This is a genomic window from Clostridioides sp. ES-S-0001-03 (genome assembly GCF_020676075.1).
Taxonomy (GTDB): Bacteria; Bacillota; Clostridia; order Peptostreptococcales; family Peptostreptococcaceae; genus Clostridioides.
Map to the genome: position 1 here is coordinate 685706 of NZ_JACVWJ010000001.1, position 21769 is coordinate 707474.

The 21769-nt window shown below is 26.6% G+C and carries 19 protein-coding genes and 1 pseudogene; 18 read left to right on the plus strand and 2 right to left on the minus strand.

Annotated features, from left to right (window positions below):
* Nucleotides 1-184 precede the first annotated feature (184 nt).
* Complete coding sequence (locus IC174_RS02895; RefSeq protein ID WP_227434469.1) at nt 185-973, plus strand: HAD family hydrolase; 789 nt, start codon at nt 185-187, stop codon at nt 971-973.
* Between the two features lie 362 nt (nt 974-1335).
* Here the strand turns inward: IC174_RS02895 and IC174_RS02900 are convergent, their stop codons facing one another.
* On the minus strand, nt 1336-1806 hold the full coding sequence (locus tag IC174_RS02900) for a DUF4358 domain-containing protein (RefSeq protein ID WP_227482126.1): 471 nt from the start codon (nt 1804-1806) through the stop codon (nt 1336-1338).
* Nucleotides 1807-1944: 138 nt separating this feature from the next.
* Between IC174_RS02900 and IC174_RS02905 the strand changes: the two genes are divergently transcribed.
* From IC174_RS02905 to IC174_RS02955, 11 genes and pseudogenes are all read left to right on the plus strand, one after another.
* On the plus strand, nt 1945-2589 hold the full coding sequence (locus tag IC174_RS02905) for an undecaprenyl diphosphate synthase family protein (protein WP_227482127.1): 645 nt from the start codon (nt 1945-1947) through the stop codon (nt 2587-2589).
* A gap of 123 nt (nt 2590-2712) precedes the next feature.
* Nucleotides 2713-3537 carry an N-acetylmuramoyl-L-alanine amidase gene (locus IC174_RS02910; RefSeq protein ID WP_227434472.1) on the plus strand — a complete coding sequence of 275 codons (825 nt, stop codon included), beginning with the start codon at nt 2713-2715 and terminating at the stop codon, nt 3535-3537.
* A 325-nt stretch (nt 3538-3862) separates the two neighbouring features.
* The gene (locus IC174_RS02915; RefSeq protein ID WP_227482128.1) at nt 3863-5413 is read left to right on the plus strand and encodes a GGDEF domain-containing phosphodiesterase; all 1551 of its coding nucleotides are present in this window, start codon (nt 3863-3865) and stop codon (nt 5411-5413) included.
* Nucleotides 5413-5811: an RrF2 family transcriptional regulator gene (locus IC174_RS02920; protein WP_227434474.1), complete on the plus strand. Its 399-nt coding sequence runs from the start codon at nt 5413-5415 to the stop codon at nt 5809-5811. Before IC174_RS02915 ends, IC174_RS02920 begins: the two co-directional genes overlap by 1 nt.
* Before the next feature lie 39 nt (nt 5812-5850).
* A complete protein-coding gene (locus tag IC174_RS02925; RefSeq protein ID WP_227434475.1) occupies nt 5851-7584 on the plus strand; it encodes an Eco57I restriction-modification methylase domain-containing protein in 1734 nt (577 codons plus the stop codon).
* A 230-nt stretch (nt 7585-7814) separates the two neighbouring features.
* Nucleotides 7815-9026 (plus strand): patatin-like phospholipase family protein, encoded by a 1212-nt coding sequence (locus tag IC174_RS02930; protein WP_227434476.1) that lies wholly within the window; start codon nt 7815-7817, stop codon nt 9024-9026.
* A gap of 191 nt (nt 9027-9217) precedes the next feature.
* Nucleotides 9218-9478: an HPr family phosphocarrier protein gene (locus IC174_RS02935; protein ID WP_003422895.1), complete on the plus strand. Its 261-nt coding sequence runs from the start codon at nt 9218-9220 to the stop codon at nt 9476-9478.
* Between the two features lie 261 nt (nt 9479-9739).
* Entirely contained in the window at nt 9740-11452 is a 1713-nt protein-coding gene (ptsP, locus tag IC174_RS02940; RefSeq protein ID WP_227482129.1) for a phosphoenolpyruvate--protein phosphotransferase, read from the plus strand.
* 492 nt (nt 11453-11944) lie between these two features.
* Nucleotides 11945-12187, plus strand: a pseudogene (gene tnpA, locus IC174_RS02945) (IS200/IS605 family transposase); the annotation flags it as partial.
* Nucleotides 12159-13223: an IS200/IS605 family element RNA-guided endonuclease TnpB gene (gene tnpB / locus IC174_RS02950; protein ID WP_227482130.1), complete on the plus strand. Its 1065-nt coding sequence runs from the start codon at nt 12159-12161 to the stop codon at nt 13221-13223. The pseudogene tnpA and the gene tnpB, both read left to right, overlap by 29 nt.
* Nucleotides 13224-13362: 139 nt before the next feature.
* A complete protein-coding gene (locus IC174_RS02955; protein WP_227434479.1) occupies nt 13363-13575 on the plus strand; it encodes a hypothetical protein in 213 nt (70 codons plus the stop codon).
* Nucleotides 13576-14016: 441 nt separating this feature from the next.
* On the opposite strand, the gene IC174_RS02960 is transcribed toward IC174_RS02955, so the two are convergent.
* Nucleotides 14017-14682 carry a hypothetical protein gene (locus IC174_RS02960; RefSeq protein ID WP_227434480.1) on the minus strand — a complete coding sequence of 222 codons (666 nt, stop codon included), beginning with the start codon at nt 14680-14682 and terminating at the stop codon, nt 14017-14019.
* A 343-nt stretch (nt 14683-15025) separates the two neighbouring features.
* On the opposite strand from IC174_RS02960, the gene IC174_RS02965 reads away from it, so the two are divergent.
* The 6 genes from IC174_RS02965 to IC174_RS02990 all read left to right on the plus strand — a co-directional run bounded on the left by IC174_RS02965 (nt 15026) and on the right by IC174_RS02990 (nt 21757).
* Complete coding sequence (locus IC174_RS02965) at nt 15026-16456, plus strand: DUF4116 domain-containing protein (protein ID WP_227482131.1); 1431 nt, start codon at nt 15026-15028, stop codon at nt 16454-16456.
* 304 nt (nt 16457-16760) lie between these two features.
* Nucleotides 16761-17369: an accessory gene regulator ArgB-like protein gene (locus tag IC174_RS02970; protein ID WP_227434482.1), complete on the plus strand. Its 609-nt coding sequence runs from the start codon at nt 16761-16763 to the stop codon at nt 17367-17369.
* Between the two features lie 3 nt (nt 17370-17372).
* A complete protein-coding gene (locus tag IC174_RS02975; protein ID WP_227434483.1) occupies nt 17373-17519 on the plus strand; it encodes a cyclic lactone autoinducer peptide in 147 nt (48 codons plus the stop codon).
* A gap of 369 nt (nt 17520-17888) precedes the next feature.
* Nucleotides 17889-19268 carry a thioether cross-link-forming SCIFF peptide maturase gene (gene scfB / locus IC174_RS02980; protein WP_227434484.1) on the plus strand — a complete coding sequence of 460 codons (1380 nt, stop codon included), beginning with the start codon at nt 17889-17891 and terminating at the stop codon, nt 19266-19268.
* A 28-nt stretch (nt 19269-19296) separates the two neighbouring features.
* Nucleotides 19297-19791, plus strand: coding sequence for a gamma carbonic anhydrase family protein (locus tag IC174_RS02985; protein ID WP_227434485.1), 495 nt, complete (start codon nt 19297-19299; stop codon nt 19789-19791).
* A 301-nt stretch (nt 19792-20092) separates the two neighbouring features.
* Nucleotides 20093-21757: an ABC1 kinase family protein gene (locus IC174_RS02990; protein WP_227482132.1), complete on the plus strand. Its 1665-nt coding sequence runs from the start codon at nt 20093-20095 to the stop codon at nt 21755-21757.
* Nucleotides 21758-21769: the final 12 nt, after the last annotated feature.

The following is a 21769-nucleotide window of genomic DNA, read 5'->3' on the forward strand; positions in this document are numbered from 1 at the left end:
ATTTAAATTTTTATAAATTACTGTATATATTGGAAAAAATATTTTCCTGATTGTAGTTATATCATCTTACAAAAGGTGTAAATTGTAATTTAGAATTTTTGGTGTATAATAGGAATTGAAAATTTAAACTGATAAAAATTAATAAAAAATAATCATAAATTATATAATTTGGGGGAGGAAATGTATGATAAAATTAATAGCAACAGACTTAGATGGAACTTTGTTAGATGAAAAGAGCGAAATAAATCCAGAATTTTATAAAGTATTTAAAAAATTAAGAGAGAGGGGAATAATGTTTTCTGCTGCAAGTGGCAGGCAGTATCAAAATCTTATAAAAAAATTTGAAGATATAAAAGATGATATGATGTTTATCTCAGAGAATGGAACATTAGTAGTATATAAAGGAGAAGAAATATTATCAAATCCTTTGGATAAAGAGTTAGTAAATGAAATCATAGAGACAACAAGAAGTATAAAAGGGAAAAAAATTGTAATGAGTGGTAAAAAATACGCCTATATAGAGAGCAAAGATGAAGCTTTTATAGAAGAAGTTAATACTTACTATGCAAAGTTTAAAATTGTAGATGACTTGACTGAAGTAGAAGGTGATATATTAAAGATAGCTATACATGATTTCAAAGGTGCAGAACATAACAATAGTATCTACTTTGATAAGTTTTCTGATAGAGCTCAAGTATGTATTTCTGGGGTAGAGTGGCTTGACTTAACTGCAAAAGGTGCGAATAAAGGAAGTGCCATAAAAAAAGTACAAAGAATGTTAGATATAAAATATGAAGAAACTATGGTATTTGGTGACCAATTGAATGATGTGGAAATGATGAAGAGTGCTTATCATAGCTATGCCATGGAGAATGCAAATGAGTATTTGAAAGAAATTGCTAGATTTAGAGCAAAAAGAAATACTGAAAATGGTGTTGTAGATAAGATAAAAGAAGTCATAAAAATTGGATAGCCATCTATGATGGGGTTCTAAATGAAAAAGATTATTTTGGCTGGTATAAATGATAAATTAAAGGAAGCATATAAATTACAGCTTGAAGAAGTATTGGGAGAAATTGCAGAAATAGAAACTAACTAACTATATGATATGTCTGGTGGATATACATTAGCATGGATGACATACTTAGTATTGACTGTAATTATGGTCGATTTGATATTAATAAGTTTAGTTTTAGGAAAAAAGAAAAATATAAATATCAAAGAGAGTTAAATGATACTAATTGAATAAATAAAAAATATCAATGTAATTTTTGATAAAATAAATTTATTTATATAAAAATTACATTGATATTTAATAAACATCAATAAAGATATTTATTTTTTTATGATACTCAGTATTTTGTCCTCTATTTGAGATGCATTTTCTGCGGAAATCAAATAAACATATTTACCTGCTTTTTCAACAATAGTACTGTTTGCTATTTCAGAATTGTTTTTTTCTCCATGTCCTTCTCCAAAAGGTGCTTGAATCATGTCTCTTTTATAATTTTCTAGAGTTTTATAGATTTTATTTACATCGTCAGTTTTTATGACAATGATATCTTCTAGATATAATTTTTCAGAAGAATTGATTACAAAACCTTGTGTAATGTCTTCTTCTACATCGTTAAAATAATTAAATTCTTTTGCATCAAAAAATTTTGATTCTTTTATAAGCAAATCAGAAGACTTTAATGCTTTTTCAATTTTTGATGTAGAAACGTTTTTATAATCGCTACTTGAAGAACAACTAACCATTCCAAAGGATAAGATTATTGAAAAAAACAACATTAAAATTTTTTTCATGAGAAACCTCCAAGTTTTTTTAACTCTATCTTAATTTAGTTTACTACATAATTATATAAAAATAAATGTATTTAATGTTACAGTTTTGATTAATAATGTAAGAATTTGATAATAATACCTATTAAGAGGTGATTAAAAATGAGAGTACCAAAACATGTAGGAATTATCCCAGATGGAAACAGAAGATGGGCAAGTCAAAATGGAATGACAAAGGATAGAGGATATGAAAGTGGAATAAATCCTGGACTAGAATCTTATAGATTATGTAGAGATTTAGGTTGTGAAGAAGTAACTTTTTATGGATTTACAACTGATAATACAAGACGTCCATCAGTCCAGACAAAAGCGTTTACAAAAGCATGTATTGATGCAGCAAATATATTGATAGAAGAAGGTGCAGCTTTACTAGTTGTTGGAAACACAAAATCTCCAATGTTCCCAGAAGAATTATTACCATATACAAATCGAATTCAAGCTAAAGATGGACAGATAAGAGCAAATTTACTGGTAAATTATGGATGGTATTGGGATTTAAATAATATATCAGGAGTAGAAAATGTAAATAAGAATAACATACAGGATTACATACAGTCATTTGATGTGTCAAGACTGGATTTGATAATTAGATGGGGAGGAAGACGCAGATTAAGCGGTTTCTTGCCTGTGCAATCAATTTATGCAGACTTTTATGTTATAGATAATTATTGGCCAGATTTCAAAGGTGATGATATAAAAGATGCCTTTAGTTGGTATGATACACAAGATGTCACTTTAGGCGGATAATTAAGAAATTTCAGTTTTTAGATTGTAGAGTATTTTAAATTATTGAAAAAAAAACTTCTTGGTGGTAAAATAACACTAATAATATGAAAAAATGTAAAAATCTATACCAAGAAGGGTGAAGAAATGTCGAAAAGCAATAATAACAATAATTCAAGAAACAAATCTAAAAATACCAGCTATCTAAATAGAAAAAAAAGAAAAATAAATAAAAAAAAGTTAGTAGTACTGATTTGCTTTACAGCGTTATTTTTATTTATTGCATTTAAGGCTACTCAAGGTGTAGTAGCTTTGGTCAAAGGGATGGATAAAAATAATAAAGCAAATCAACAACAAAAAGTTGACTCAGAACAATTTGACCTTGGTGATGAAAACGAAAATAAAAACAAAAAATATACTGTATTTATAGACCCAGGTCATGGAGGAAATGATAAAGGAACTCAAAGTAAAACTAGTAACAGATATGAAAAAGACCTCACTTTACAAATTTCAAAGAAATTAGCAAATAAATTAGCTAAGCAAAAGGACATTCAAGTAGTTGTATCTAGAACTGATGATACATATGTATCATTAATGGATAGAGTAAACTTAGCAAAAAATAGCTCTGCTGATGTACTTGTTTCTATACACTTAAATGCAGAAAAAAATGGAAATACAGCAACGGGTATAGAAACATGGTATAGAAATAAAGCTACAGATGGCTCAAAAGAATTTGCACAAACAGTTCAAAGTACAATAGCATCTTATGTTAAAGTAAGGGATAGGGGAATAATTGAAAATAATTTTGAAGTACTTAGAGAATCAAATATGCCAGCTATATTAATAGAGTGTGGTTTTTTAACAACGCCTTCAGAAGAGCAAAAAATAATAAACGCGAAATATCAAGAGCAACTTACAGAGGGAATTGTTCAAGGTATACTTTCATATTTGGATTCTAAGGGAAACAAATAATTTAATTATTATCTAAATGTAAAAGTTAAATTAAAAATGCAAAGGTGTGAATTATATTAAAAGTATGATTTCATACTGAAAAGATTATTTAGATTCAAGAACTATGAAACTACAGACTGTTTTATGTATGTCTGTCTTCATAGTTTTTTTTGTCAAAATTAGTTGGTATTTGAAAAAAATAGAGAAATAAAATCGTAGAAATGGAGTTATTTATATGTGATTTTAAGTTAGATTGATTTACTAGCAATTGTGCCTTATAATTAATATATAATATAAAAAAAGTTTGATTGTAAAATAATTTAAAAAATAATATAGGGGAATTTATATGAATAAAAAAAGTATAATGAAAATTTGTTGGTTAAATAAAATAGTTTTTATTATAATTGGTGTTTTGGGAATAGTTTTACTTACGAAGCATATTGGAATAGACATTAAGAGTCAAATTTTGCTTTTATTAATCTTATTTAGCATAAGTATGTTTATTTCATACCTTAAGGTTAAGGCATATGAAGACGAAATTAATTTAGATATTAAAAGTAATTTGGATAAACTTATAAACATCACTAAGGATGATGACTTTTTACAACATATTCAAAGTTATATATTTGCTAATAAGAGAGAAAATTGTGTGTTAGCATGCTTTGATTTATGCAGACTTAAACTTATAAATGAGATATATGGTTATAAGCTAGGGGATGAAGCATTAGACAATATCTCAAACAACTTAAAAAATTATTTTGGAAATGAAGCTATTTATGGAAAGTTAAAAAGCGATGTCTTTTTATTAATAATAAAACTTGAAGATAGAGATGAAAAGATTCCTAATTTGGCAAACCTTATTAAAAATAAAATTGTGACCTTGAGTCAGATAGATAGTTTTAAAATGAATATAAACATTGAAGCTTCTATTGGTATTTATAAATTTAATAATGATGAAATTGATATAAAAAAAGCCATAGATAATGCTGATATGGCAAGAATTAAATCAAAAGGATTAAAGCATATAGAATATGTTGAATTTGATGATGCTATGGAAAAAGAAATAAAATCACTTATGAAAATAGAACAAGATTTATTTTTAGCTATTAAAAACAAAGAGTTCATAATTCACTACCAACCTAAATTTGATTCAAGTACAAATAAAATTATAGGTTCAGAAGCATTAATAAGATGGATTCATCCAACCTTAGGTATGGTTGCTCCAAATAATTTTATACCTATAGCTGAGAAAAGTGGTTTGATAAATAATATTGGTAGATGGGTGATTGAAGAAGTTTTTATTACTATTGATAAATGGATTTCAGAAGGGATAAATGTTTTACCAGTTTCAATAAATTTATCTAGAGTAGAACTTTATAAGAATGATTTAGTAGATTTTTTTAAGTCGATGTTTGATACATATAATGTTCCTAGAAAACTTGTAGAAATAGAAATAACAGAAACAACAGCTTTAAATGATGTAAAATTTATTAGTGAGAGACTTTATGAAATTAAATCTTTAGGTATGAATATATCATTGGATGACTTTGGCATAGGGAACTCAAATTTTATCAATCTTAAGGGGATACCAGTAGATGTTATAAAAATTGATAGGTCACTTATATTAGATATAGTAACCAACTCAAAAACAAAGGTTATGATAAAAGCCATTGTTAATCTTTCGCACGATTTAAATCTAGCTGTTATATGTGAAGGTGTAGAGGATATGGAACAAGTTAAAGTTTTAAATAATATGGGATGTAATTTTATACAAGGTTATGTATTTTCTAAGCCAATAGATGAATGTAGTTACAAGGAACTTCTTACTGGAAGAAGTAATATAAGTTTAGAAGAGAGTCTTTTGAAAGAATATATGGCAGTTGAGGAGGTGGAATAATGATTTCAGAAGACGTAGATTATGCAATAAGAATTGTAAGAGCTATATTTAATAATGGAGAAAATAATCCAATAGATGTCAAAACAATATTAAAGAATGAAGATATACCAATATTAACACTATATAAACTACTTAGAAAACTTTGTGCAAATAATTTACTTACTTTTAATAAAGAAGATGGAAAGAAATACATGTTAAATGTATCATTGGATACAATAAGTTTGAGAACAATTGTAGAAATAATTGATGGGAAAATATATATAAATAAATGTACTAGATATGTATCTAATTGTAGTAATTGTTTAAAAGGTTGCAAGGTAAATCAGGAATTACTAGAGATAGAAAAAGAAATCTATAAACTTTTATCAAGAAAATCTATAAGACAGATATTAGAATAATAAATTTTTAGCTTAGCTAATAGTTGGAGGTTTTCAGTTATGGATGATATATCTCAAGATAATTTTCTATTATCTAAAGAGTATGAGAATAGTTTAGATGTAGATACTAAAAAAGCAGGTGGAATATACTATACACCTAAAATCATTGTCGATTATATTGTTAAAAAAACCTTGAGAAATCACGATATAATTAAAAATCCATATCCGAGAATTCTTGACATATCTTGTGGATGTGGGAACTTTCTTTTAGAAGTATATGATATTTTATATGACTTATTTGAAAAAAATATTTATGAATTAAAAAATAAATATGATGAAAATTATTGGCAGATTGATAATATACACAATCATATATTGAACTATTGTATATATGGTGCTGATATCGATGAAAATGCTATAAATATACTAAAGGATAGCTTAAAAAACAAAAAGACAACGAATGATTTAGAAGATGAAGGTATTAAAATCAACCTATTTTGTTGTGATAGTCTAAAGAAAAACTGGCGATATAAGTTTGATTACATAGTTGGTAATCCTCCGTATATTGGACATAAAAAACTTGAAAAAAAATATAAAAAATTTCTTTTAGAAAAGTACAGTGAAGTTTATAAAGATAAAGCTGACTTATATTTTTGTTTTTATAAAAAGATTATAGATATCTTAAAATGTGGAGGAACTGGAAGTGTTATAACGCCGAGATATTTCTTAGAAAGTTTGTCAGGAAAAGATTTGAGAGATTATATTAAGTCAAATGTTAATATTAAAGAAATAGTAGATTTTTTGGGTGCAAATATATTTAAAAATATAGGTGTTTCTAGTTGTATTCTTACTTTTAATAAAAAAAAATTGAATGATACGCCTATAGATATATTTAGAATAAAGAATGAAGATGTATCTATAAATAAATTTGAAACACTAGAAGAACTTTTAAATAGTAGTAAATTTGAATATTTTAATATAAATCAAAACTTGCTTTCTGATGAATGGATAATTGTAAATAAGGATAATGAATCTTTTTATAATAAAATACAAGAAAAAGGTAAATATAGCCTAGAAGACATAGCTGTAAGCTTTCAAGGCATAATTACAGGATGTGATAAGGCTTTTATTTTAAGTGAAGGGGATTTAAAATTAAATTTTGTAGATGAGAAGCTTTTAAAAGATTGGATAAAAAGCAAAAATATAAACAAGTATGTAGTAGAGAAAAGTAAATATAAGTTAATATACTCAAATGATATAGATGACGAGGTTAAAAACAAAAAAATACTTGATGAAATTATAGGTGTGTATAAGACTAAATTAGAAAACAGAAGAGAATGTAAAAGTGGAATAAGAAAGTGGTATGAGCTTCAATGGGGTAGAGAAAAGCTTTTTTTCGAAAGAAAAAAGATAATGTATCCATATAAATCCAAAGAAAATAGGTTTGCTATAGATTATGATAATAATTTTTCAAGTGCAGATGTATATTCTTTTTTCATAAAAGATGAGTATTTAGATAAATTTTCATATGAATATTTAGTTGGAATTTTAAATTCTAGTGTATATGATAAATACTTTAAAATAACAGCTAAAAAAATGAGTAAAAATATATATGATTATTATCCTAATAAGGTTATGAAGATAAGAATTTTTAGAGATAATAATTATGAAGCAATAGAGGATTTATCAAAACAAATAATATCAATTTTATTAAATGAAACAATAGACAAAGACAGAGTAGAAAAATTGCAGATAAAAATAGATAAATTAGTAATAGATTCTTTGGGAATATAAATAAGTATGGATATGAAAAAATATGTTGAATGTTAATAATTTATCTAAATTGATAAAGAAAAAGTTAACCATATAAAAAATATTAAAAATATATACTTTTGAATATTTTTTTGATAAAATAAAAATAAATTTGTACAATTTTATTTTTCTCCAATAGCTAAAAGTAGTTTTTTGAATTAATATTTGCTGAGGAATATAAATTAGGAACGCTTTAAATAGTAGGTGATAATATGAAAGGATTAGTTTTAGAAGGTGGAGGAACAAAAGGAGCTTATCAAATAGGTGCGTATAAAGCTTTAAGAGAACTTGGTATAGAATTTCAAGGAGTAACAGGAACATCAATTGGGGCTTTGAATGGAGCATATATAATTCAAAACGATATTGAGGTAATGGAAGATATATGGCTAAACTATGATTATACTCATTTTATGAATATTGACAAAGAAAGCTATGAGAGATTTAAAAATGTAGATTTTACTACGAAAAATATCAATGCAGTTTTTGAACTTATAAATAAAGCCAGAAAAAATGAAGGTATAGATATAAGCCCATTAAGACACTTGATGGAAACTACATTAAATGAAGATATAATAAGAAAATCAAAAAAAGACTTTGGACTTGTTACGGTTTGGTGGGATAAAAAAATTAATCCTCATCCATTGTATATAGAAGATATGCCACAAGGTAGATTGGTTGATTATTTAATTGCTAGTTCTAGTTTGCCTATTTTCCAAACAAATGTAATGGATGATAAATTGTATTTGGATGGAATGTTTTGTGATAATATGCCAATAGGGCTTTTAGAAGATAAAGGATATGAAGATGTTGTTGTAATTAGGTTAATTGATGATTTTCTTGGAAAAATGAACCTAAATAAACATCAAAATATAAATATAAAAACCATAATACCATCAGAATATTTAGGCGGTTCTCTTAATAAAGATAGAGATAATGTAGAAAAAAATATTCGATTAGGATATTTAGATACTATGAAAGCTTATGAAAGATGCGATGGTATTAAGTATTACTTTGATGTAGAGTATAAGTATGATGAAGAGTATTGTTTTGATAGATTTAGAAGAATGAGTAATGAAACAATACAATGTATTTGTAACTTATTGAATATAAAAAGAGATGTTTCGCTTAGAACTGTTATGGAAAATGTAATACCAAAGCTTGGTGAGACACTTGGTTTACCCAAAAATTTTTCATATAAAGATTTATTTTACTGTGTATATGAGAAAAAACTTGAAGAAAATAGTATAAATAGGGTAAAATTATATGATTTTAATAAGGTTATAGATGTTGTAAATACAAATATTGATTCTAATAAGAATTTAGCATCAAATTTTGAAATTAGACCTAAAATCAGTATTAAAAAGAACAAAAACACAAAATTATTGACAAATTGTATTATAAAAGACTTAAAAAGTCAAAGTTAAATAAAAAACAAAAAAAAATTTGTAATTATACTCGAAAAAAGTGTATATTAGTAGTATAATATTTTTGTAGCACTAGTGGGAACAAAAAATGACCATAGGACAAAAAAGTACCACTAAGTGCCATTAAAGTAAAAAATAGGAAAACAATTTTAAAAAATATAAAATGTTAGGTTTATAGGAGGATTTAAAAAATGGAAAAAGTAGTTAGTATCAAAAATGCAAGTGGATTACATGCTAGACCAGCAGGAATGTTTGTTAAGAAGGCTGCTGAGTTTAAATCAACAGTAGAAGTTGTGGCAAAAGACAAAACTGTAAATGCAAAATCAATCATGGGAATAATGAGTTTAGGTTTAGCTCAAGGAGAAGAATTAAAATTAGTTGTAAATGGAGAAGATGAAGAAGTAGCTTTAGCAGCAATGGTTGAATTAGTTGAAAGTGGATTTGGAGAGTAGATATAATAATTTCTAAAAATTTGGTATTTATAATCTAATCATTGCTTAGAGTAAAAGTAACAGAGAAACATTAAAAATGTACAGACAAAAGTTTGTAAATATTTAGTTTCTTTGTTACTTTCATGTTTATTTAATCAGAAGATTAAGATTATTATTAATTGGGTATGAAAATATAAATATTTTAAATGATGAAATAAGTAAGATATTTTTAATTATAAATTTGGAATCAAAATACAGAAGATATTTTTAGGAGGTAGGGTTATGGCTTACAAAGGAATAGGAGCTTCTCCTGGTATTGCTTTAGGGAAAGCGTTAGTAGTTGAGCATAGTGAATTAGTAATTGAGAAAAAAACTATAGATAATGTTGAAGCGGAAGTTGCTAAATTAGAAAATGCAGTTGTAGTTTCTAAAGAAGAATTAATAAAAGTTAAGGAAAAAGCTTCTCAAGAATTAGGAGAAGAAGAGGCAGAAATATTTGAAGCACATTTATTAGTTTTAGAAGACCCAGAGTTAATTGGTTCTGCAATTGATAAAATCAAAACTGAAAATGTAAATGCAGAATATGCTTTAAATGAAATAAAAGAAATGTTTGTTAGTATGTTTGAGTCTATGGACAATGAATATATGAAAGAAAGAGCAGCAGACATAAAGGACGTTACAAATAGAATACTTAGACATATACTAGGAATCAAAGTTGTTGATTTATCTGCTTTAAGTGAAGAAGTAGTATTAATAGCACATGATTTAACTCCATCAGATACAGCAACTATGAACAAAAAAATGGTTTTAGGATTTTTAACTGACATAGGTGGAAGAACTTCTCATACAGCTATAATGTCTAGAACTTTAGAAATCGCTGCAATCGTTGGACTAAGTGATATAACTTCAAATGTTAAAGATGGAGATTTTGTAGTTTTCAATGGAGATACTGGTGAAGTAATCGTTAATCCAGATGAAGAAACTATAAACAAATACACTGAGTTAAAAGCTAAGTATGAAGAGGAAAGAAAAGCATTACAATTATTAAAAGGAAAGCAATCAGTAACTCTTGATGGGAAACACGTGGAATTAGCTGGTAATATAGGAACTCCTAATGATATAGAAGGTCTAATAAAGAATGATGCTGAAGGTGTTGGTCTTTATAGAACAGAATTTTTATATATGGATAGAGATTCTTTCCCAACTGAGGAAATACAATATGAAGCTTATAAAGCTGTATTAGAAGGAATGGAAGGTAAACCTATAGTTATAAGAACATTAGATATAGGTGGAGATAAAGAGTTAAGTTACTTGACTATGGAACCTGAAATGAATCCATTTTTAGGTTACAGAGCAATAAGACTTTGTTTAGATAGAACAGATATATTTAAGACTCAATTAAGAGCTTTATATAGAGCAAGTGTTCATGGAAGATTGAGAATAATGTTCCCTATGATTTCATCTTTAGAAGAATTATTACAAGCTAAAGAAGTTGTAAAAGAAGTTTTAGCAGAACTTGATTCTGAAGGTATAGCTTATGCTAAAGATGTAGAAATCGGTATGATGATAGAAGTGCCATCTGCTGCTGTAATATCTGATATACTTGCTAAACATGTAGATTTCTTCTCAATAGGAACTAATGATTTAATACAATATACTTGTGCAGTTGATAGAATGAATCAAAAGATAAGCTATCTTTACAATCAATTTAATCCAGCTGTTTTAAGACTTATAAAGACAGTTATAGATAATGCACATAAAGAAGGTAAATGGGCAGGTATGTGTGGAGAATCTGCTGGAGACCAAAAAATGATACCAATACTTTTAGGTATGGGATTAGACGAGTTTTCTATGTCTCCAATATCAATACTTCCTGCTAGAAAATTAATAACTTCAGTTAAAGAAGCGGATATGAAAAAATTAGCTGATGAAGTACTTAATATGGGTACTGCGGAAGAAATAAAAAGATATATTGAAACAACTTTTAACATGTAATTTATAAAATATATAATATGTAATTTACAAACTTATATTATATAAAATATCCATGTAGATATGTTATAAATAATATGAATAACTTAATAAGTAAAGAAAAGCCATAGTTTATTTTATATGCTATGGCTTTTTTATTATTATAAATTAAAATTTATAATACCTTAATTATAGTTTGTGTTTTTTGTAGACTTATTTTTTAGGTAATTGCACCTGAATATGTATTAATGTTATGTGGATGTACTCTTGAAATATGGTAATATATATTAAGGGTGAATGGTTTAAAGAGTATATATTTAACCTCCTATGGCGAAATTCCTCTTCCTCGTCATAGGAGGTGGAGGATGTAAGCCTAACCGATAGGTTATTTATTTTACTTGATTTTCAAAAAATGTATTGTATTATAAAATCAGTAGTAAAAACTGAAAGGAAGTAACTACAATGAAATTAGATAGTAATAATCATTAAGTATTTTTGTTACACTATCACTTAGTTATGTGTATAAAATATAGAAGAAAAGTAATAGATAACTCTATATCAGATAGACTAAAAGATATATTTGTAGATATCTCCCAAAATTATGGAGTGGAGTTGCTAGAATGGAATCATGATATTGACCATGTGCACTTGTTATTCAAAGCAAAACCAAATACAGAGATATCTAAACTCCTAAATGCTTATAAATCAGCATCAAGTAGAAGAATAAAGAATGAATTTCCAAGTATTCGTAAGTCTTTATAGAAAGAATACTTTTGGATGTAGCAGACTTATATATAATCTTATGTTATCCGATAGGATTAAAGCATATGAGGAAAACAAGGACTTAGATATTAAAAAAATAAAATATCCTACACCTGCACATTACAAAAAGGAATATGAGTTCCTAAAAGAAGTTGATAGTTTAGCACTAGCAAATGAACAAATGAATTTAGATAAAGCCTATAAAAACTTTTTTAGAGATAAATCAGTAGGTTTTCCTAAATTCAAATCTAAGAAAATAAACTACCATAGTTATACTACTAACAACCAAAAAGGTACTGTAAGGATTGAAAATGGATATATAAAATTACCTAAACTAAAATCGATGGTTAGGATAAAACAACATAGAATGTTTGATGGAGAAATAAAGAGTTGTACTATATCGAGAACACCAGGTAATAGATATTATATTTCTATATTAGCAGAAACTGAAATAGAGAAACTAAAAACTATTGATAAGAAAATAGGTGTAGATGTTGGATTGAAAGAATTTGCAATATGTAGCGATGGATTTAGAGTAGATAATCCTAAACACTTTAGAAAATCAGAGAAAAGATTAACTAAACTACAAAAGGACTTACCAAGAAAACAAAAAGGAAGCAATAATAGATATAAAGCAAGATTGAAGGTAGCAAGGTTGCATCAAAAGATATCAGACCAAAGAGCAGATTTCCTAAATAAGTTATCAACTAAACTAATACACGAAAACCAAGTTATAGTTATTGAGGACTTGAAGGTAAAGAATATGGTGAAAAATCATAAGTTAGCGAAAGCTATAAGCGAAGCAAGTTGGTCGGAGTTCAGAAGAATGTTAGAATATAAAGCTAATTGGTATGGTAGAGAAATAATAGTAGCAGATAAGAATTTCGCATATAGTCAATTATGTTCTAAATGTGGATATAAAAATCCATTAGTGAAGAACTTAGGACTAAGAGAATGGGAATGTCCAGAGTGTGGAGCATTCCACGATAGAGATATCAATGCAAGTATCAATTTACTAAACTTAGCCATATAAATGGTAATCATAAGGGTTAGGAACTAGCCCAATAGCTTGGAGATACTGATAACAATAGTTATCTTGACCAAGAAGCCACCACTTCAAACATTACCGTAGGTAGTTAAGTGGATGGTAGTTCACTGATACTAGATTTGAAATGAATTTACCAGATTATATTAATAGCGATACAATTGTATATATAGAAAAAATGGATTTAGGAGAAGAAGAAGAAAAAGATAAAAGAAGTTATAATGTAATATTTGCCAATGATGGGGTAGAAAAAGCTGGTGGGAAGTTAGGTTTTTCTGATATTAATATTGATGTTATAAATGATGGTGGAGTGTGGAAAGTATCTGGATTTACGAAATAAATTTAAACTTAAAATTATTAATGTTAAAATTTGATATTATATTGAAAAATAATTAAAAGTATTTAATAATAGAATTAAGGGTAAAATAAATTAAGAACTTAAGATATTGAATATGAATGTATAATTCTAATGTGATATCCAGATAAATCCTGAATTTAATTTGAGTTTTAATATATATGGTCTAAGGTTTGATTATTAAAGATTTAATTGTAAGTGTTACAGTTGATGATATTGATGTAGAGATTAAAGTTTAGAGTAGAAAGTGCACCTTAAATTTTAAAATGTAAATTTAAAAATGTAAGCTAGTACAATCTAAAAATTATAATCACTCAATAGATTCAGGGATTTATTTGTTTATTATAAATAAGTGGGAGTAGATTTTTCTACTCCCACTTTGTATATTATTATTTAATCAAAAATTATCACATTAAAATCCTAAGATTAGTTGATATTTCCTGCTTTATTAGCAAATAACTCCTTAATAACATTGTTTCTAGTAGCTAAATCTCCATTAGAATTATTTGTTTTTTTCATAATTACAGAATAACGCTTTTTATTTATAAAAAATATTAAAATCTTATCATCATCAAAGTTATATTCTTTGTATCTATCAATAGATTCATAACCTAAATTTAAGATGTTTTTATCTTTTATGCTATCTACATCCAAAACATATGATGGGTCAGCCTTTAGTAATATATTAATTAAACATTTTTCTTCACCAGCACAAAATAAATCAACCTTATTTGATATAGACTTAGATTGTTCTGAAGTTATTTTTACAGGAATAAGATTACTATTGCTATCTCTTAAAAGAGAACCATATGTGTCTTGTTGATATACTAAATTAACTTTTTTCTTAGGAACACTTACCATCTTATCCAAATGTACATAATGATGATTTTCAACAAAGCCTTCATTTAATATTTCAACAAAGTTGTCAATTTTACCTAAACAAAAAGATTCTATAGATTCTTTACAGAATTTATTTGTAAATGGTATAATGTTTACGTTTTCCTCGTCTATATTCCATGCTATAGCATAATCCAATGAATATACTTCTTCCTCTATATCTGCAAAATTATATTGTACTATGTTTCCTTTCAAAATTACTCGACCTCCATCTTATAATATATTTAATATACTTTATAAAACTTATATTATACTTAAATAATATCATAAATTAAATGAATATGATATAGTAAATGATGAAAAAATTGAAAAAAATAACTATAAATGAGTATTAAATATAAATAGTATATACTAATGGGATGAAAAATGTCCACTATTAACTTTATTACCCCGCATGTTTATAATTAAATTATTAATATAAAATAGAATCTATCGACAATGAATGGACTTTTAAAAGAACTTAATATAAAATTAATTAAATAAATACTTAAAAATGATTTACTTTAATGATAAAATCGTATTAAAGGAGGTTAATTTTATGGATATAAAAAATAAAATTAAATCTATGTTTTTGCCAGATAAAGATGACTATTTAGATGATGAAGAATTTGAGGATGATATAAAAATTAATGAGGATAATTCAGAAGAAGATAATAATGTACATTTAAATGACTTAAGCAGAGTGAAATATGACTATAGAGAATTAAAAGACATAGAAAATCAAACTGAAGAAATGTGTTTACTAGCAGTAAGGCAAGATGGTACAATAATAGAATTTGTAAAAGATAAGACTGATAGGGTGTGCATGGAAGCAGTAAAGCAGACTTATAAAGCTCTCAAATACATAACAAATCAAACCGAAGCTATATGTATAGAAGCTGTAAAACAGAATTATAGAGCCTTATATTACGTAAACGACAAGACAGAAAATATATTAATTGAAGCTATAAGAAGTGCATCAACTCATGATGTTATGGAAGTTTTTAGATTTGTTGAAGAGCAGACAGAAGAGGTATGCTTAGAATTAATAGAAAGGGCATCAAAAAATGATGTGGCAGAAATATTAAAGGATATAAAAGAACAGACTCCAACAATATGCTTAGAAGCAGTAAAAAAAGATGGAAAGTCTTTAGCTTATGTTAAGGAACAAAATAATAGTATATGTTTAGAAGCAGTAAAGGAAAACTACAGTGCATTGCCTTGTGTAGAAGAACAGACAGAAGAAATATGTATAGAAGCAGTAAAGCAAAATGATTTTGCCTTGTATTATGTAAATGAACAGACAGAAAAAATATGTATAGAAGCAGTAAGACGAAGTTATATGGCTCTTCAATATGTAAATAAGCAGACAGAAGAAATCTGTTTAGAGGCAGTAAGAAATGATGGAAGAGCACTACAATATGTAAAAGAGCAGACAGAGAATATTTGTTTAGAGGCAGTAAGACAAAATGGGAAAGTATTACAATATGTAAAGAAACAGACAGAAGAAATATGTATAGAAGCTATAAGGGGCTCATTTAAAGATTTTGAAATAAAAGAAATATTGACCTATATAAAGATACTAACAGAAAAAGTATGTTTAGAGGCAGTAAAGCAAAATGGAAATATTCTTAAATATATAGAAGAGCAAACAGAATCAATGTGTATAGAGGCGGTAAAAGAAAATTACAGTGCTATACAATATGTAAAAGAGCAAACAGAAAAGGTTTGTTTGGAAGCAGTAAATCAAAGTTTTGAGGCACTTAAATATGTAAAAGAACAAACAGAGGATATTTGTTTAAGGGCAGTAAGACAAGATTATAGAATGATAAAATATGTTAAAAATCAAACAGAAAAGATATGTTTAGAAGCAGTAAAACAGAATTATAGAGCTTTGGAATATGTAGAAAATCAAACAGAAAAAGTTTGTTTAGAGGCAGTAAAACAGAATAGAAAAGCACTTCAATATGTGAAGCAAAAACAAAGTTAAACATATATATTACGAAAATAAAAGCAAAACTAAGGTATATCATAAAAATAAATATAAAATTAAGGATTTATAATAAAAATAAAAGCACATAACTTTATGCTATAAGTTATGTGCTTTTATGCATATAAAGCTTAATAAAACTCTTTTATTATAACTTTTTTATTATATAAAAAATAACAAAATGATTATATAGGTCTTTTTTTGACCAGTTTTACAATTTCAATAACTAGTTTTGAAAAATATATTGAATTTTCTCAAAAAAGACGCTATTCTATATATGTAAAATTTTTTTCTGGAGGTAATAATGTTTAAGAGATATGCTGATAAAATGACATCTGTTTTAATTTATAACAACATGATAGATAACCATGAATCTAGGGTGTATTCTTATGGATTTGAAATATTAATTGCTTTTATAGTTAATATAACGACCATACTACTCTTAGGTTTTTTATTTGGGAAATTTACATATATATTATTTTTTTTAATATGTTACTGTCCAATAAGACAATTTTCTGGAGGGTATCATGCAAATAACTATTTTAGATGTCTATTAACCTTTATTTTTATAATCTTATCTACAATATTTATTATAGAAAATCTAAATGTATATTTATTTAAAAATATTATTATGATTATTGCTAGTATTAGTTGGATTGGAATTTGCATCATGTGTCCAGTAGAGCATAAAAGTAATCCTATAAGTGAGATAGAAAAGTTAACTTATAAAAAAATTGCTATATCTATGTCTACAGTAGTCTTGTTAATGACAGTTTCAAGTTTTTCATCAAATGTATTTATGGATTACTTTATATATAGTGCTTTTGCAATGTTTTGGATTTGTATAATGCTAGTATTAGGTAAATTAAAATCTAAAAAGAATATAAGTAAAATGTGTACGAGGGAGAATTAAATTATGAAAAAGTTTATTGTGAAAATTATGAAGTGTGCTAGTTCATTAGCACTGAGTACTGCAATTTTGTCAGCAAATAGCACTTGTCCATGGATTATACATCAACCCAAGGTACCAAAAGAAATTAAGAATTTAAAAAAGATAAATTAAAAACAAGCAATTATTTATAAGAAATAATTATAAGAAATAATTATAAGAAATATTATGGTTTAATAAATACAAAATAAGCAAATTATTTATATAGAATTATTATAAAAAGAACTTATTATACTTTTAATAAATATAAAATAAGTAATTAGATACAAAAATTTTATTTTATGAGTACATAATATACTTTATTCTGTAATGTATAAGTGTGCTAATTTAGGGGGATATAGTGTATCCATTGAAATGACTTACGAGTAGTAAGTCATTTTTGTATTGTATGTATTTTAAGCAAACTGTATGATATAATGAAGGGTAAAGTTTAATTAAAACAGTAAAAAACTTTAGTATAGATAGTAGTTTAGGAGGTAGGTTATGAGTATAATACATAAATTTTCTATGAATGGATATAATATCGTTTTAGATGTGAATGGAGGAGCTGTTCATGTATTAGATGATGTTGCATACGATTTATTAGATTTTTATAAAGAAAAAAGTAAAGAAGAAGTACTAGATATATTAAAATCTAAATATCAAGAAGAAAAAATAAATGAAGCATATGAAGAAATATTAAATTTAGAAAAAGAAGGTCTTTTATATACAGAAGATACATATCAATATCATCCAAGCTTTGTACATAGAGAGCCTGTAGTAAAAGCATTATGTTTAAATGTAGCACATGATTGTAATTTGAAATGTAAGTATTGCTTTGCAGCTCAAGGGGATTTTGGTGGAGAAAAAGAACTTATGAGTTTTGAAGTCGGTAAAGCAGCAATAGATTATTTGATTGCCAATTCTGGAAGTAGAAAAAACTTAGAGATAGATTTCTTTGGTGGAGAGCCTCTAATGAACTTTGAAGTTGTAAAGCAATTAGTTGAATATGGAAAAAGTATTGAAAAGGATTATAATAAAAATATAAGATTTACAATAACTACAAATGGTGTGCTGTTAAATGATGAAATTATAGATTATATAAATGAAAATATGCATAATGTAGTTTTAAGTTTAGATGGAAGAAAAGAAGTCAATGATAATATGAGACCAACTTTAAATGACAAAGGTAGTTATGATATTACATTGCCAAGATTTAAAAAACTTGTAGAAGGAAGAGCAAAAGATAAGTATTACTATATAAGAGGTACATTCACAAGAGATAACTTAGATTTTTCTAAAGATGTTATGCATTTTGCAGATTTAGGGTTTAAATTAACATCTGTAGAGCCAGTTGTTGGAGATGAAAGTAATCCATATGCACTTAGAGAGGAAGATTTACCAAAAATATTTGATGAATATGAAAAATTTGCGGTGGAGTATGCAGATAGACAGTTACAAGGAGATGGATTTAAATTTTTCCATTTTATGATAGATTTAAATCAAGGACCATGCGTAATAAAGAGAATAACTGGATGTGGTGCTGGAAATGAGTATCTTTCTGTAACACCAAGTGGAGACATATACCCATGTCATCAATTTGTTGGAAATGAAGAATTTAAAATGGCAAATATATTGGATAAAGAAATTGTACTTCCAGAAAAGTTAAAAAATACATTTAGAGAAGCTCATGTATATACTAAGGAAGAGTGTAAAAAATGTTGGAATAAGTTCTATTGTTCAGGTGGATGTCATGCAAATGCAATAAACTTCAACAATGATATATCAAAACCATATGAGTTGGGCTGTGAAATGCAAAGAAAGCGTACAGAATGTTCTATTATGATACAAGCAAAATTAATGTTAGAAGGAGCAAATAATTAAATTTATATCTTAAAGGAGTTGTTTATATATGATTAGAGAGTATTTAGAAGATAAACCTTTAATTGATGAAAGTGTCTTTGTAGCAAAATCAGCAGATATAATTGGAAATGTTAAAATCGGTAAAGATTCAAGTGTATGGTACAATGCAGTAGTTAGAGGAGATGAAGGACCAATAACTATTGGAGAAAATACTAATATACAAGACTGTTCAATAGTACATGGAGATGAAAATACTGTAATTGGGAATAATGTAACAGTAGGGCATAGGTCAATAGTTCACGGTTGCAAAATTAGTGACAATGTTTTAATTGGAATGGGTTCAATAATACTAGATAATGCTGAAATAGGAGAATACACTTTAATTGGAGCAGGTACATTAATTACATCCAATAAAAAGTTCCCACCAGGAGTTTTAATAATGGGCTCTCCCGGAAAAGTAGTTAGAGAACTTACTGAAGAAGATAAAAAATATATTGATGAGTCATATCAATGGTATTTAGAAGCAGCACAAAATCAAAAATAACAATTAAAGAGTGGTTGTTTCAAAACATGCTTAAATTTGTTTTGAGGCAACCACTAATTTATTTTATTAGGTTAGTTGGTATTTTAATTTTGAGAAAGCAGTTGTTTAGAATAGGTATGAAATGTCAAAAATAAAAATTAACTGAGTTAAAGAAATTTAATAAAATTACTAGTATATGTGATAAAATTAAATATTAAAGAGGATATAAGATATTAGAGTATTAATTAGTAAAATAATGTCGTAGACAGAGATAAATTAAGGTGTAAGTTTTTGGGTATACCTATTCTAGGAGTGAAAAAATTTGAGAATAAGTTATAGGAATTTAAAGAGATATAGAGAAATTGGATATATTTTGATAAAGTATGGTTTTAGTTTTATTGTAGAAAGATTAAATATAGAGGGCATAGCATATAAAATACCACTATTTGACCCACCAGAAGAAATAAAAAATATGACAACTGGTGAGAGAATGAAAAGAGTCTTAGAAGAACTAGGACCTACATATGTAAAAATAGGTCAAATATTGAGTACAAGAAAAGACTTGTTAGACCAAGATATAATTGATGAAATATCAAAGCTTAGAGATGATGTAGAAAAATTTGATTCAAATATAGCCATTGAAATATTTAAAGAAGAAGTAGGCTTAAGCATAGAAGAAGTATTCTCAGAATTTAAAAAAGAACCAATAGCAGCAGCTTCAATTGGTCAAGTTTATGAAGGAATACTTAAAACAGGAGAAGAAGTGATTGTAAAAATTCAAAGGCCAAATATAGAGAAGATAATAAAATCTGACTTGGAGATTCTTAGAACTATTGCACATACATTAAAAGACTTAAAAAAAGATTTTAATTTAGATTTAGAGCAAATGATAGAAGAATTTCAAACTCAATTAATGAGAGAACTTGACTACAATTTTGAATCTATAAATGCAACTAAATTTTCTAGGATATTTAAAAATAGTGATGAAGTATATATACCAAAAGTATATTCAGAATATAACAGTAAGAGAATTTTAGTAATGGAGAAAGTTAATGGCACAAAGTTAAGTGATGTAGAAAAAATAAGAAAATTAGGCTACAATACAAAAACTATTGTCGAAATAGGTGTTAGGTCTTTTTTTATACAGGTATTGTCACATGGTTTTTTTCATGCAGACCCACATCCAGGTAATATATTTATAGTTGGCAGAAACAAGATAGCATATATAGACTTTGGAATGATTGGAATTATTGATAATAGAACTTTGAACCAATTAAATGAAATTGCATTAGCAGGTGTAGAAAAAAATGTTGATAAAATAATTTACTTATTAATAGAAATGGATGCATTAAATGGAGAAGCTGATGTTAAAGGTCTTAGACAGGATTTATTGTATCTCATACATTACTACTATGATATCTCTATAGAAAAGATAAATGTGACAGATATATTAAATGAATTGTTTAGATTTTTTAGACAGTATAAGATAATTATGCCTGCACAGTTTGTAACACTTGCAAAGACTATTATAACATTAGAGGGTACAAGTAGAACCTTGAATACAGATTTTTCTCTTGGCTCTATGGGAAAAGAGTTTATGAAGCATCATTATAAAAGTAAATTCAATCCTAAGAATGTAGTTTTAAATTCAAGACAAAATGTGGAAGAGATATTGCTTGACGTAAAAACTATTCCAAAACAGTTAAAAGCAATCTTAAGAAATGTAGAAAGAAATAATATAAAAATGCAAATTGAAGATGTTAAAATGACAAAATTAGAAATTTGTATAACAGAATTAACTTCTCAAATGTCATTAAGTTTAGTATTAGCATCCATCATAGTAGGTTCTTCACTTATAATTGCATCACCAAATATAGAAAATAATATATGGATAAAATTTACTGCTATAGCAGGGTTCTTTATTTCTTTTATAATAGGGCTATGCTTAGTTATAAGAAGTATTAGGTCAAAATACAAAAAAGATTAGGGGGAATTAAAT

What these genes read in the sequence shown, in the direction of transcription:
- IC174_RS02895 (WP_227434469.1), top strand. Translation starts at nt 185, where the DNA reads ATGATAAAATTAATAGCAACAGACTTAGATGGAACTTTGTTAGATGAA.
- IC174_RS02900 (WP_227482126.1), bottom strand. Translation starts at nt 1,806, where the DNA reads ATGAAAAAAATTTTAATGTTGTTTTTTTCAATAATCTTATCCTTTGGA.
- IC174_RS02905 (WP_227482127.1), top strand. Translation starts at nt 1,945, where the DNA reads ATGAGAGTACCAAAACATGTAGGAATTATCCCAGATGGAAACAGAAGA.
- IC174_RS02910 (WP_227434472.1), top strand. Translation starts at nt 2,713, where the DNA reads ATGTCGAAAAGCAATAATAACAATAATTCAAGAAACAAATCTAAAAAT.
- IC174_RS02915 (WP_227482128.1), top strand. Translation starts at nt 3,863, where the DNA reads ATGAATAAAAAAAGTATAATGAAAATTTGTTGGTTAAATAAAATAGTT.
- IC174_RS02920 (WP_227434474.1), top strand. Translation starts at nt 5,413, where the DNA reads ATGATTTCAGAAGACGTAGATTATGCAATAAGAATTGTAAGAGCTATA.
- IC174_RS02925 (WP_227434475.1), top strand. Translation starts at nt 5,851, where the DNA reads ATGGATGATATATCTCAAGATAATTTTCTATTATCTAAAGAGTATGAG.
- IC174_RS02930 (WP_227434476.1), top strand. Translation starts at nt 7,815, where the DNA reads ATGAAAGGATTAGTTTTAGAAGGTGGAGGAACAAAAGGAGCTTATCAA.
- IC174_RS02935 (WP_003422895.1), top strand. Translation starts at nt 9,218, where the DNA reads ATGGAAAAAGTAGTTAGTATCAAAAATGCAAGTGGATTACATGCTAGA.
- ptsP (WP_227482129.1), top strand. Translation starts at nt 9,740, where the DNA reads ATGGCTTACAAAGGAATAGGAGCTTCTCCTGGTATTGCTTTAGGGAAA.
- tnpB (WP_227482130.1), top strand. Translation starts at nt 12,159, where the DNA reads ATGAATTTCCAAGTATTCGTAAGTCTTTATAGAAAGAATACTTTTGGA.
- IC174_RS02955 (WP_227434479.1), top strand. Translation starts at nt 13,363, where the DNA reads ATGAATTTACCAGATTATATTAATAGCGATACAATTGTATATATAGAA.
- IC174_RS02965 (WP_227482131.1), top strand. Translation starts at nt 15,026, where the DNA reads ATGGATATAAAAAATAAAATTAAATCTATGTTTTTGCCAGATAAAGAT.
- IC174_RS02970 (WP_227434482.1), top strand. Translation starts at nt 16,761, where the DNA reads ATGTTTAAGAGATATGCTGATAAAATGACATCTGTTTTAATTTATAAC.
- IC174_RS02975 (WP_227434483.1), top strand. Translation starts at nt 17,373, where the DNA reads ATGAAAAAGTTTATTGTGAAAATTATGAAGTGTGCTAGTTCATTAGCA.
- scfB (WP_227434484.1), top strand. Translation starts at nt 17,889, where the DNA reads ATGAGTATAATACATAAATTTTCTATGAATGGATATAATATCGTTTTA.
- IC174_RS02985 (WP_227434485.1), top strand. Translation starts at nt 19,297, where the DNA reads ATGATTAGAGAGTATTTAGAAGATAAACCTTTAATTGATGAAAGTGTC.